At 42.2% G+C, this 13,521-nt stretch carries 11 protein-coding genes; 5 read left to right on the forward strand and 6 right to left on the reverse strand.

The genetic code is table 11. The annotated features are described in order from the left end of the window. Positions 1-144: 144 nt before the first annotated feature. Positions 145-2,508, reverse strand: a complete 2,364-nt coding sequence (locus DXB58_RS27070; RefSeq protein ID WP_122138850.1) for a family 20 glycosylhydrolase — start codon at positions 2,506-2,508, stop codon at positions 145-147. Positions 2,509-2,520: 12 nt separating this feature from the next. Further along, a complete protein-coding gene (locus DXB58_RS27075; protein WP_122138851.1) occupies positions 2,521-3,963 on the reverse strand; it encodes a sulfatase in 1,443 nt (480 codons plus the stop codon). A 155-nt stretch (positions 3,964-4,118) separates the two neighbouring features. Here DXB58_RS27075 and DXB58_RS27080 point away from each other — a divergent pair, with 155 nt between their 5' ends. The 4 genes from DXB58_RS27080 (at position 4,119) to DXB58_RS27095 (ending at position 8,625) form a co-directional block, all read left to right on the forward strand. After that, on the forward strand, positions 4,119-4,991 hold the full coding sequence (locus tag DXB58_RS27080; protein ID WP_122138852.1) for an AraC family transcriptional regulator: 873 nt from the start codon (positions 4,119-4,121) through the stop codon (positions 4,989-4,991). Between the two features lie 120 nt (positions 4,992-5,111). Beyond that, positions 5,112-5,816, forward strand: a complete 705-nt coding sequence (locus DXB58_RS27085) for a succinate dehydrogenase/fumarate reductase cytochrome b subunit (protein WP_004324017.1) — start codon at positions 5,112-5,114, stop codon at positions 5,814-5,816. 37 nt (positions 5,817-5,853) lie between these two features. Next, complete coding sequence (locus DXB58_RS27090) at positions 5,854-7,833, forward strand: fumarate reductase/succinate dehydrogenase flavoprotein subunit (protein ID WP_004324018.1); 1,980 nt, start codon at positions 5,854-5,856, stop codon at positions 7,831-7,833. A 36-nt stretch (positions 7,834-7,869) separates the two neighbouring features. Further along, complete coding sequence (locus tag DXB58_RS27095; protein ID WP_004324019.1) at positions 7,870-8,625, forward strand: succinate dehydrogenase/fumarate reductase iron-sulfur subunit; 756 nt, start codon at positions 7,870-7,872, stop codon at positions 8,623-8,625. A gap of 121 nt (positions 8,626-8,746) precedes the next feature. Here the strand turns inward: DXB58_RS27095 and DXB58_RS28505 are convergent, their stop codons facing one another. Then, positions 8,747-9,079 (reverse strand): helix-turn-helix domain-containing protein, encoded by a 333-nt coding sequence (locus tag DXB58_RS28505; protein WP_369907235.1) that lies wholly within the window; start codon positions 9,077-9,079, stop codon positions 8,747-8,749. Here DXB58_RS28505 and DXB58_RS28510 point away from each other — a divergent pair. Then, complete coding sequence (locus DXB58_RS28510; protein ID WP_366512999.1) at positions 9,044-9,181, forward strand: hypothetical protein; 138 nt, start codon at positions 9,044-9,046, stop codon at positions 9,179-9,181. The two genes, DXB58_RS28505 and DXB58_RS28510, sit on opposite strands and share 36 nt — an antisense overlap. Before the next feature lie 834 nt (positions 9,182-10,015). Here DXB58_RS28510 and DXB58_RS27105 read toward each other — a convergent pair. Genes DXB58_RS27105 through DXB58_RS27115 form a run of 3 tightly spaced genes read right to left on the reverse strand, consistent with a single transcriptional unit; the run spans position 10,016 to position 13,334 of the window. Then, complete coding sequence (locus DXB58_RS27105; protein WP_117610498.1) at positions 10,016-10,990, reverse strand: fimbrillin family protein; 975 nt, start codon at positions 10,988-10,990, stop codon at positions 10,016-10,018. A 55-nt stretch (positions 10,991-11,045) separates the two neighbouring features. Beyond that, on the reverse strand, positions 11,046-12,047 hold the full coding sequence (locus DXB58_RS27110) for a DUF5119 domain-containing protein (protein WP_117610497.1): 1,002 nt from the start codon (positions 12,045-12,047) through the stop codon (positions 11,046-11,048). Between the two features lie 9 nt (positions 12,048-12,056). Continuing rightward, on the reverse strand, positions 12,057-13,334 hold the full coding sequence (locus DXB58_RS27115) for a DUF3575 domain-containing protein (protein WP_117610496.1): 1,278 nt from the start codon (positions 13,332-13,334) through the stop codon (positions 12,057-12,059). Between the last annotated feature and the right edge of the window lie 187 nt (positions 13,335-13,521).

Genomic DNA, 13,521 nt, shown 5'->3' on the forward strand with positions numbered 1-13,521 from the left:
CACCCATTAGAGTATAACTAAAAAATAAAGTTGTGCAACAGGCACTAGTGCTGACACCCGGGTGCCAAGCATATCAACACCCGGGTGTCAATGCCCTTGAGACCCGGGTGTCGTACAAGTTGTTTATGCAGCCCGCGCAAATAATTAATGTACCCGAATCTCATCTACGAATAAGAAAGGCGGTTCCCCTTCACCGGAATGTCCTTTAGGCAACCCTTTAAAAGGCACAGCTATCACTTTCACAAAACGGGCAGAAGCACTTTTTTTAAACGAAAGACGATGTAAATCACTACTTTTTTCCCCCATCGCATCTGTTAACGCCTGATAGGTTTTATGCGCCACCATCTTATATCTCTTTCCATTCGAAGAAATATAAACAGAAATGGACTGTGGCCCCATAATCCATGCACTTAAATCTGTCAAAGCCGAAACTTCCACCGCATTAATCTCCTGCGGATATTCAAGGTCAATAGTTGCAATCATATCAGCAGCATGATAGCCCACCCACAAGCCCGTATTGTGGAAATTGATGCTACGGACACCATCTACCAATACTTTTCCATCTTCTCCCTGATAACGTTCCGAAGGAGCATTTTGCAGATGAATCGGTTTAAATGTCGCTTTGTTTACCACCACTTCTTTGCTTAGTTCGTCACTGGCAAGCCCACTCGGCAAGTAAGAAACGGCTTTCAATATACAACTTTTATCTATCCGAAGGGGATTCTCATACAGAAAAGCGCCTTTTGTCGGTTGGCTACCATCCAGCGTATAATAAGTTTTCGTATCAGGCAGACTCTCCAACGAGACGACAAGACATTTATCATCAGGAACAGATGTATAAGTAGCAGAAACCGTAAAAAAATGACGGGCATAACCATATCCTAACTGCTCATAGCAACTAAGCAGCGAGGGCAGACGCTGCAAGAAATGATTGTAAGTGCCACGTCTCCCCTCACACCAGACTGCATCTGCGAAAGCAGCCAAACGGGGTAAAAGCATATAATCCAAGATTGAGTCATTATCAATGAATGAACTCCACAAACAGGCTTCCGCACCCAGCACCTGTGTCCGCTCCGTTTCTGTCAGTTGCGGAGAGAAAAAAGGAGTCTCGAATACCTTCTTCATTTCTACCAGTCCACCGGTTGCACGAGGTTCCTGTTCTGAATTTATCGTTTGGTAATGGTTCAAATATAAATGAGAATCAGCAGATACAATTACGTCATGTCCTTTGCGAATGGCAGCCGTGGCACGTCCCAGTCCCCGCCAGGACATAACAATAACCTCCCGGTTCAAATCATCTGCGAGTACTTCGTCCCAGCCTATCATTCGTTTACCCAGTCCATGCAGATAGACCGCTATTTCCTCATTAAAAGTTCTTTGCAACCGTTCTTCTGCTGTATGCAGTTTTGTATTCTTCAAACCATGTTCCCTAATGGCTTTCTGACAGGCATTGCATTCCTTCCAACGGTCTTTAGGAACTTCGTCCCCTCCGATATGAATGTAAGGTCCCGGAAATAATTCCGCCACTTCTTTCAACACGTCTTTTACAAAAGGAAAAGTGAAATCACTGCCCATACACATCACATCCTTATGTACACCGCCTACTTCCGTAGCCACTTCGTAAGAAGTTCCCCTGCAACCGAGTTCAGGATACGCCGCCAATGCAGCCTGGGTATGTCCCGGCATATCTATTTCCGGAATAATCGTTATATACCTTTCGGAGGCATAGGTTACTACCTCCTTTATCTCCTCTTGGGTATAATATCCACCATAATTATCCGTCCCTCTCCATGCACCGACCTTTGTGAGATTCGGATATTTCTTTATTTCAATTCTCCATCCCTGATCGTCCGTCAGATGCCAGTGAAAATGATTCAAGCGATGGAAAGCCAACAGATCAATATAGCGTTTCACCTGATCGACCGAAAAGAAATGGCGGCTCACGTCAAGCATGGTTCCCCGATATGACATGGAAGGATAGTCTTCCAATTCAACGGGAGGAAAGCACAATTCCCACTTCTTTCCATTTACTTCTTGATTACATTCGCCTTGCTGATTCGAGGCCGAAAGCGATAATTCTCGCAACAACTGTACGGCATAAAAAGCTCCTGCCCCATCTGATGCCTCAATATACAGATTATCTTCTGTTATCTTCAGTCTGAATCCTTCTTTTCGTACCTGTGGTTCCAATATAAAATAAATAACATTACTCTCCACAAACTTCTTCATCTTCCCGACAGATAGCTCGCGACCTGCCATCTCTGATAAATACGGAATTAAAGAGTCTACTATACGTTTCCACTCGGGATGATTGCCGGAGCAGATGATCCTTGTCTGGTCGTTAAAAACAAACGGAGCTCTTTCCTTTTCTATCACACGTACCGGTTCGGGAATCAAATTCCGATACGAAACCGATGCCATAGAATCTGCCGTGAAAAAAAGAAGAAATATCCACACCAATAAGATATGTGGGAAAAAGAGACACCGATGGAACTTAGTTTTAACCATATTTCTTCAGATTTACTTGGCTGCCTTGCCCGGCTTCGCTGATTTATTCACCTTGTCCGACTTACCTGCTTCCCGACGTGCTTTCCCCGGATGTCCCGTCAAGTCGTCGCCAAGTTCTTCGCGCCACACTTCCGCCTCTCTCGTCAAATCTTTCACCACTTCCGGATATAGAGTGACGACATTCGTACGCTCTCCCATATCCCGTCGCAGATCATACAGCTCACACTCCGTCACCTCTCCTTTTCCAAGGGCTCCCGGAAGTCCGTCATTACCGGGAATCTGTCCGTCATAGGACACATATTTATGAGGGAACACCAGTTTATAACGTCCATCAGTAATAGCCTCCAGCGAGTTTTTATGATAATAGAAACAAAGATATTTGCGAACCGCAATTGTCGGGTCCACCGTCAATGTAGGCAACATACTGACTCCGTCTATTTTCCGTTTGGGTTTCGCGGCTCCCGCTATTTCTATCAGAGTAGGCAAAATATCAATATTGGAATACAAGTTATTACATACGGTAGCCGGTTGAATCTTCCCTTTCCAGTAGAAGAAGCAAGGAACACGGGTGCCTCCATTGAAGGTATTCGCTTTCGCTTCCCGCAATCCGCCGGACGAACCGGCATGGTTGCCATAATTAGCCCACGGGCCGTTATCCGACGTTAGAATCACCATGGTGTTATCCTCTATACCTTCTTCACGGATGGTTCGGAGAATCTCTCCCACGCTCCAGTCTATTTCCATCATCACATCTCCATATAATCCCTGTTTACTTTTTCCTTTAAATTTATCGGATACCGCCAATGGTACGTGCGGCATGGAATGAGCCAGATACAGGAAGAACGGCTTATCCACATTGCGGTGAATAAAATCGACCGCATAATTGGTGTAATCAGTAGTCAACCGTGTCTGATCGGTATTGTAACCAATGATGTCATTACCTTTAATTAAAGGAAGATCCGGAAACTTATATTGAGGATGGCGAGGCCACATATCATTTGAATAAGGCAAACCGTAATATTCATCAAAGCCATGCTGAAGCGGAAGAAACTTTTTCTCATCTCCCAGATGCCACTTCCCGAAAATAGCCGTTGCATATCCTTTGTCACGCAATAACTCCGCAACCGTTTCTTCCTCCGCACTGATCCCATAAGGGGAACCGGGATTCAAAGCGTAAGCGAATCCGATACGATTCGGATAGCATCCTGTCATTAGCCCCGCCCTCGAAGCACCGCTAATGGGCTGAACCGCATAGAAATTGTTCATTGCCATCCCATTGGCAGCCATCCAGTCAATATGTGGAGTCTGATAACCAACTGCTCCACGACAAGAGAAATCTCCGTTTCCGGCATCATCCAGGTTGATAAGGACGATATTGACCGGCTTCTGTGCGATAGCTTCGGCAGACAATACAGCCATGCCCGCCATTCCTATTAATGCCTTTTTGTTCTTCATAATATAGTTGCATATTTTAGTTATAAATTCATTCCACTATAATAAAGACAATCATACAAAGCTTTCTACTAAAACATAAATGAAAGAAAGCATGTCGTTTTCCGCAAAAAAATTATATCTTTGTTCCCCGTAAATAACAATTCACGCATAACTTCATGGCAGGAGATTCATTTTGCATACAATATACAAACTGTACTGGATGCCCCAAAGCAACTGAGAACATCCTTGTATATAGAAACTTACCCAAGGGAGAACATATTCCTAAGGATAAGTGTACGCAAAATTGTATGCTGTTTATGATTAAAGGTGAGTTACTGATTAACAGCGAAGAATACCCCGGAAATACACTGCGTGAAAAGCAGTTTATCCTGCAAGCTATCGGATCTAAGGTTGAAATACTGGCACTTACGGATGTCGAATACATCGTGTACTGGTTCAACGAATTACCTTTGCTATGCGAGGACCGCTATCGGGAAGTGATAGAACATACAGAAACACCTCTGACCTATACTCCGTTGATTATGAGTGAAAGGCTGTATCATCTGCTCACCAGTATGCCCGAATTCCTCAACGAAGAATCTCCTTGCAGCAAATACATCGACCTGAAATGTAAGGAACTGGTGTTCCTGATTACCAATTTCTATCCGCAGCCCCAACTAAGTTCGTTCTTCTATCCGATCAGCACCTACACGGAAAGCTTCCACTACTTCGTTATGCAGAACTACGGCACCGTGAAGAACGTCGAAGAATTTGCACATCTGGGAGGCTACACTACCACTACTTTTCGCCGTCTTTTCAAAAACCTCTACGGCGTACCGGTATATGAATGGATTCTGGAGAAAAAACGGGAAGGCATCCTGGAAGACCTCCAGCACACGAATATGCGAATCACAGAGATCTGCAACCGATATGGTTTCGACTCTTTGTCCCACTTTGCGCACTTCTGCAAAGACTCTTTTGGCGACACTCCACGTGCTTTACGCAAGAAAGCAGCCGGCGGTGAAAAAATCGGAAAGATTGTCGATTAAGGAATTATTTCTTTAATTCCTTGCTCAATCAATCTATTTCCCCTATTTTTGCAGTCCGTAAGAGGTGTAAAACGTCGAAATTTTAGTTCTAACAATTAAATAATTTAAATTCAATCATTTATGTGGTTAAGTAATTCATCTGTAGGAAGGAAAGTGGTGATGAGCGTTACCGGTATCGCCCTTGTCCTGTTTCTAACATTTCACATGGCGATGAACTTGGTTGCGATCATCTCGGCTGATGGTTACAACATGATTTGTGAGTTCCTGGGAGCAAACTGGTATGCATTAGTGGCTACCGCAGGACTGGCTGCTCTTTTCGTAATTCACATTATCTACGCATTCTGGCTGACAATGCAGAATCGCAAAGCGCGTGGTAGCGAACGCTATGCAGTGACAGACAAACCGAAAACTGTAGAATGGGCATCTCAAAACATGTTGGTGCTGGGTCTTATCGTTATCGTAGGTCTTGGTTTGCACCTCTTCAACTTCTGGGCAAAAATGCAGTTGCCGGAACTGATGCACAACATGGGCATGCACGCTGATACATTGACATTGGCTTATGCTGCTAACGGTGCATATCACATTCAGCAGACTTTCTCTTGTCCGGTTTACGTAGTTCTTTACCTTGTTTGGCTGTTTGCTTTGTGGTTCCACCTGACTCACGGTTTCTGGAGTTCAATGCAATCACTGGGATGGAACAACAAAGTATGGATTGATCGTTGGAAATGTATTTCTAACATCTATTCTACAATCGTTGTACTCGGTTTCGCACTGGTAGTAGTGGTATTCTTTGTGAAAACACTTATTTGTGGTGGTGCTTGCTAAATAGTAAATTGTAAATGATTAAATTGTAAATAATATTATGATCAAGATAGATTCAAAAATTCCAGAAGGCCCGGTGGCTGAGAAATGGACCAACTATAAAGCTCACCAGAAATTGGTGAACCCCGCTAATAAACGCCGTTTGGACATCATCGTTGTGGGTACGGGTCTGGCAGGTGCTTCTGCCGCTGCTTCACTCGGTGAAATGGGTTTCAGAGTATTCAATTTCTGTATTCAGGATTCTCCCCGTCGTGCACACTCTATCGCTGCACAGGGTGGTATCAATGCTGCAAAGAATTATCAAAATGACGGTGACTCCGTTTACCGTCTGTTCTACGATACTGTAAAAGGTGGTGACTATCGTGCCCGTGAAGCTAACGTATATCGTCTGGCTGAAGTGTCTAACGCTATCATCGACCAATGTGTAGCACAAGGTGTTCCTTTCGCTCGCGAATATGGTGGCACACTGGACAACCGCTCTTTCGGTGGTGCACAGGTATCCCGTACTTTCTACGCTAAAGGCCAAACTGGTCAGCAGTTGTTGCTGGGTGCTTACTCTGCATTGAGCCGTCAGGTAAACGTAGGTACTGTAAAACTGTACACTCGTTATGAAATGCAAGACGTGGTGATCGTTGACGGACGTGCTCGCGGTATCATCGCTAAAAACCTTGTAACAGGTGAACTGGAACGCTTTGCCGCTCACGCTGTAGTTATCGCTACCGGTGGTTATGGTAATGCTTACTTCCTGTCTACCAACGCTATGGGATGTAACTGTACAGCTGCTATCTCTTGCTACCGCAAGGGTGCTGTATTCGCTAACCCTGCTTACGTTCAGATTCACCCGACTTGTATCCCGGTACACGGTGACAAGCAGTCTAAACTGACTTTGATGTCTGAATCTCTCCGTAACGACGGTCGTATCTGGGTTCCGAAGAAAAAAGAAGATGCTGTGAAACTTCAGAAAGGCGAAATCAAAGGAAGTGATATTCCTGAAGAAGACCGCGACTATTACTTGGAACGCCGCTATCCGGCATTCGGTAACCTGGTTCCGCGTGACGTTGCCAGCCGTGCTGCTAAAGAACGTTGCGACGCAGGTTTCGGTGTAAACAACACTGGTTTAGCCGTATTCCTTGATTTCTCTGAAGCTATCAACCGCTTGGGTATCGACATAGTTCTCCAACGTTATGGCAACCTCTTCGATATGTATGAAGAAATCACTGACGTTAATCCGGGAGAACTGGCAAAAGAAATTAATGGCGTAAAATATTATAATCCGATGATGATTTATCCGGCTATCCACTATACAATGGGTGGTATCTGGGTAGACTACGAACTGCAAACCACTATCAAGGGTCTGTTCGCTATCGGTGAATGTAACTTCTCCGACCACGGTGCAAACCGCCTCGGTGCTTCTGCATTGATGCAAGGTTTGGCTGACGGTTACTTCGTATTGCCTTATACAATCCAAAATTATCTGGCAGATCAAATCACTGTTCCTCGTTTCTCTACTGATCTTCCTGAATTTGCTGAAGCAGAAAAGGCAGTTCAAGCTAAGATCGACAAGTTCATGAGCATCCAGGGTAAAGAATCTGTTGATTCTATCCACAAGAAACTGGGTCATGTTATGTGGGAATATGTAGGTATGGGACGTACGGCAGAAGGCTTGAAGAAAGGTATTGCCGAACTGAAAGAAATCCGCAAGGAATTCGAAACGAATCTGTTTATCCCCGGTTCTAAAGAAGGTATGAACGTAGAGCTTGACAAAGCAATCCGTCTGTACGACTTCATCACAATGGGTGAGCTTGTTGCTTACGATGCATTGAACCGTAACGAAAGTTGTGGTGGTCACTTCCGTGAAGAATACCAGACTGAAGAAGGAGAAGCTAAACGTGATGACGAAAACTTCTTCTATGTAGCATGCTGGGAATATCAAGGTGACGATGAAAAAGCTCCGGTATTGTACAAAGAACCGCTGGTATACGAAGCTATCAAGGTTCAAACCCGTAACTACAAGAGCTAATCGGTGAAGTTAAACATTTAAAAGAATTAGAAGAAAATGGATAAAAATATATCATTTACACTGAAGGTATGGCGCCAAGCTGGTCCGAAGGCTAAAGGTGCTTTTGAAACCTACCAAATGAAAGATATCCCCGGCGATACTTCCTTCCTCGAAATGCTGGATATTCTGAACGAACAGCTCATCAGCGAAAGAAAAGAACCGGTAGTATTCGACCACGATTGCCGCGAAGGTATCTGCGGTATGTGTTCTCTTTACATCAATGGACACCCGCACGGTCCTGCAACAGGTGCTACTACTTGTCAGATCTATATGCGTCGTTTCCAGGATGGTGATACGATTACTGTTGAACCTTGGCGTTCGGCCGGTTTCCCTGTAATCAAAGACTTGATGGTAGACCGTACTGCTTATGACAAGATTATGCAAGCTGGTGGTTACGTGAGCGTACGTACAGGTGCTCCGCAGGATGCTAACGCTATCCTGATTCCGAAGCCTATCGCTGACGAAGCTATGGATGCTGCTTCTTGTATCGGTTGTGGTGCTTGTGTAGCTGCATGTAAGAATGGTTCTGCTATGTTGTTCGTTTCTGCAAAAGTTAGCCAGTTGAACTTGCTGCCGCAAGGTAAACCGGAAGCTTTGCGTCGTGCAAAAGCTATGTTGTCAAAGATGGATGAACTGGGATTCGGTAACTGTACAAACACTCGTGCTTGTGAGGCTGAATGTCCGAAGAACATCTCTATCAGCAACATCGCCCGCTTGAACCGTGACTTCATCATCGCAAAATTAAAAGACTAGAAATTGCTAGATTTCGAGAGCGAGAGCTTAATTTGATTAATGACAGAATCCCCTGCCGGCTAGTCCGACAGGGGATTTCTTTATATATGAATGGATCATGATTATTATTAATAATCAGTTATCATAAACGGTTTTGTCCACGCAAATTACGTGGAGAAGCGCCGAAAGATTTCTTACAGAAATTAGAGAAATGAGGTAAGGACTCAAAACCATATTTATAGCATATCTCGGAAATACTATAAGCAGAATTATTCAAGTCATCGAGAATACCCTCTTTACGCCTTGCCAGCATCCATTCATAAACTGGTTCATGAAAGACATTATTGAAAATACGACGGAATGTGCTAAGGGTATATCCTCCTAATTGGGCTAGTTCTTCTACTGTCTTTACTTTCTTATAGTTTTGGATAACAAAGTAGTGGAAACTATTGATGTACTTAGAGAGCGGATGCACCAGACTCGAGAGGTCATAATCAGAATAATAATACCCCAACACAAGTGCCAACTCTTTCCGCTTGAGAGACAACAAATCCCGGCAGACTTTATTTCCTTTTAAATAAGTGATGGAACCCTGCAAAAAATATTGTAGTTCAGGAACTATCTTTATTGGGGAATAGATAAGTGGAGGCGATACATCTTTCATTATATGATTGAAACGAGAATCACAAAACAATTCCGGTTGAATAAAACGGTAATAGATGCACTCACATTCGAGCATGGCAAGCATCTCAAATGTAGAATCAATAGCTTGAAGTATAAATTCACCTTCTTTGAGCATGGTACCGGCATATTCCTTACTATTAACCAGCATTTCTCCTTTAATCAAGAAAAGAATAAAATTTTCCTCACACCTCTGAGCTGGTTTATGAAAACCACGCTGATAAATAACATGAGTAATAGCATTGCTCACTGCTTTCGGACATATTTGACAATCCCAAGTTCCTTGACAAATAGATGGCATAAGCTGGCTGTGTTTGTATTTGTTTATGCTGCCAACAAAAATATATGAAATCTTTCATATAGCCATAAAAAATGGGAAGAAAAGTAAAAAATAGGCTATGTGAAAAGTTTATAGATATCTACTAAGAAGAATATTAAGTTTGTTTTTTAAACGAAGCTTCCTCATATCCTTTCCCTTAGAAACTAGTTGGGATTTTCGATAAATAAGTTAAAAACTTTGTAAATGAGTTCTTTTTTACATGATAATGGTTCCATCCTGCAGAATGGCATCACTGCTATTTTCTACATTAATCAAGGATATTATGTTAATTCATATTGTGTATACAACAATGTCTTTAGGTTGATCCATTTTCTATCATAATCCAAAAACACAAGAAAAAACCGATGTAATATACAAAATTACATCGGTTCTATGCATTTAATCTATCCGTTATTCGCTAACAGTAGGAGTTTCAGTAGCCTCAGAATCCCAAGGATCAACGTCTGCACTAATGCCAACTTTTTCACCTCCAATAGGCAATGTCAGTTTATACCGAATTTTCTTTCCAAAGTCCCATATCGTAGTAGTACCTGACAAAGCTACTTCCTTATTATTTTCTGCTATTTCACTGTTACCTTTCTTTACCGTATAAGATATAGAAATTTTAGCATTAGTAAGCTCTTGCGGTATCAACATCAAAGCATTATCTGATATAATAGTAGTCGTATTACCAGTAAAATCACCAAGTGTATATGTATAAGTAGCATCAGGATCTGTACCTGCTACCCAAGTACCTGTATTAGCACCTGTATATGTAAATGTTCCACTTCCCTTAATACCAGCCACTTCTACCTTAGATATATCATAAGTATAACCGTCCACTTTTGTCACTTCAATATTTACTTGAGTTAGCGCGTGTTTAAAAGCAAAAGAGACTGGTGATGTTGCTCCATTTTGATTCTTGGTTGCATCTTGTACAGATGCGATCACTAAGTCTTTTTGATTAGCAGCTGTAGTTCCAACTGTATAAACAAACTTCGGATATCCTTTATCAGAAGCATTTGGCGCAGTATATGCGGCTCCGTCCTTTGGAGAATATGCAAAAAATTGTAATTTGTCCGTTAGAGGCCAATAATATGGACCACCATCTACTGACCATCCAGTTCCTTCTGTATATTTAGCTGAATTACTTATCCAAGCTTCAGCTGGAAGAACCACATCAGCAGTCATTCCCGACGTTCCTGTATTATATGCATAAATCTCAAAACCTGCCTTTTGAAGGCCATTTGTATTCAACTCCGTTGCTCTGGTTACTGCAGTATTAAAATTAATCTCTGCTTTCTGCGAAGGAGCCTCAAATTCCTCATTCTGTGAGCAACTCGTAATTGCTAAAGCAGCTGTTACTGCCAATAAAATTTTCTTCATAACTGTATTTTTTAAAAGTTTATAATATTGTTCTATTTTGTTTATAACATCTATTTTAAATCACAGGTAATTCAACATTATCTTCCGGTCCCCACCCATCAACATTGCCATCCATTCCTCCACCCCCATCAGGATTCGGCGGTAACTCTGGCTTATCAACCTCAATCTTATCATCAGACGGTAACTCAATCTCCGGTGGAGGGTCCTGTTTTCCATCATCTCCTGTTCCAGTATCTTCAAGTGTCTCTATTATTTCAGTAACATCAATTGCTGCTTCTTGCACCGTATTATCCGTTTTGATAAATCTCAAGATCAACTTTATATCGCCTACACCACGGGAATTTGCGCTCCTTGATTCTGATATTCGTGTCGGGACTGACATTTCCTTTGCCTGCTTGAAAGCTGTAAAATACGCCACTACCTTATTACCATCTTTCTTTACCTCAAAATAGATAGGCTGCGAGGAAGATGCTCCATAACCTTTGCCAATGTGGTAACAATCAGATAGTCCGTTAATACACCCTACGATTGCTGTTACGTACTCCAAACCTTTGACCTCTACCGCAAAAGAATACTTCTTCACTACCGATTCTAGTTTCCAATCCAAAGAAAGCACCTCTTCACTCTTATCTATTTTCAATTCATTAATATTCAGCACATACAATGAGTCTGGCGAACAAACCATCTTTTCTATTCCAGCAATACTCGATCCATTGTAATAATCTGTATAAGCCTCTATCGTTTCATAGGACTCTTCTCCTCGGATACGTATGGACTCCGTATTATAGTTGTAAGCTACAACCGAATATCGTCCCGGAGGAACTTTCATTTCTCCACCTCGTACCGAAAGGTACCTGTCCACTTTTTTACCCTCACCATCTTTCGGATAAAATATAACCCGGATACCTTCTGGTAATTTATCTGTTACTCCATCCCAGTTTAATGAAATTTCTACCCCACTTACAGGATAATCATCCAATATATCGCGACGGCTACACCCGTTTAGCACCAGCAGCGAGGACAGAAGCACAAGAAGCATGAATCTTGCATTTCGCATAACGCCCTCCTATCTCTTTGTTGTTATCAACCATACCAAAGAAACTTTTGCTTTGGTAGGACCAATAAAGTTATAACGCCCACTATTTGTCCATACAATATCCCCCTCATAAGGAGTATATTTCTTATATTCTGTTGTCAAATACCCTATGCCAAGACTGAATTCAAGGGAAAAGTGCTGTGCTAATTGCTTTGCATATCCATAAGTCACTCCAGCAGCTCCATAGTACTTACCCTGATACCCATCTCCACGTAACTGGAAATCGTATATTCCACCTTCAGCATAAAGTCCAATAAAATGTCCGGTCAATCGGTCGCGCTTCTGCCGGTTTCCCAGCCAAAAACGTCCTTCCATGCCTCCAGAAAGGAGCTGATAGCAGAAATCGTGTTTACTATTCAACCACCACGGACATTTATATTCAGTATTCAAAGACCACCTCTTACCTATCGGAATTTCTACTTCTATATTCGGTGCCAATGCCAAATCATATAATAGATTGTTCTTTACTGCAAGCACTGTTTTGCTTTTCACCGGCTCTTCTGCCTCCGACATATCGACCTCACAGGTCTGTTTATCTTCACTTTCTCCCACAGGCTTATCAGGTTGATTCTTCGGAAGCGCCTCTTCCTGATTCGAAACAAACAACCCGGAGACAGAAGATACCGGTTCAAAAGCCTCTCTATCTATTATCCCAGTTTCTCCGACAATCGTTATAACAGACCGCCTCAATTCCGGAAATACATTACGAACCATATATCGGTAGGCGGCTCCCCGATTTAGCTTACGCAACAGTTGCTTTCTTTTGGCGATATCATCCTTATGATAGTCAATCAACATCAGCACTTCTTCCCGGTCGGGTAAGTTGGTGTCAGATGCCACCAACTTACGAAACTCCAACCAATCCTCTCCCTTTGAACAGAAATGAATCTTATCAACATTATTAACTAATTCATATCGCCTCAAGAATTCCTTTATCGAGTTGTTTCTCTTAGTAACCAAACTTTTATTATAAGATTCGCCACCATCAGGAGAAACAAAACTCACTACATTTAACGCTGTTATATATTTCGTATCCGAATTTCCGGACAACAAGGAATCCAATGCTATAATTGCCTCTTTATTACCCTTACAACAAGGATTCACATTCGTTTCATTCGCATCGAAATATATCACCACCCGTCGGATTGTATCATTAATAACAGTAAAAAATGGTACCGCAGCATACCCACTTTCTGGAAGGCTTAACAAAGCCATAAGAATAGCCAAGATAAAGATACCATGTTTCATTGTCGTTCGTTTCTGTTGACAAATATAGAAGTTAGAAAATAAATCAAATCATACTTTCAGGAGAAAATACAGGCCCTGAAAGGTTCTGTGAAACGATTGAAACGATTTTGCAAGTTTGAGGAGTATAAAAGCAGAAAATCATATAAATCGAGTAGGAGGAAAACGAAGTAGTTTTCTTCCTACTTTC

The organism is Bacteroides sp. OM05-10AA (assembly GCF_003439055.1).
GTDB classification, from domain to species: domain Bacteria; phylum Bacteroidota; class Bacteroidia; order Bacteroidales; family Bacteroidaceae; genus Bacteroides; species Bacteroides intestinigallinarum.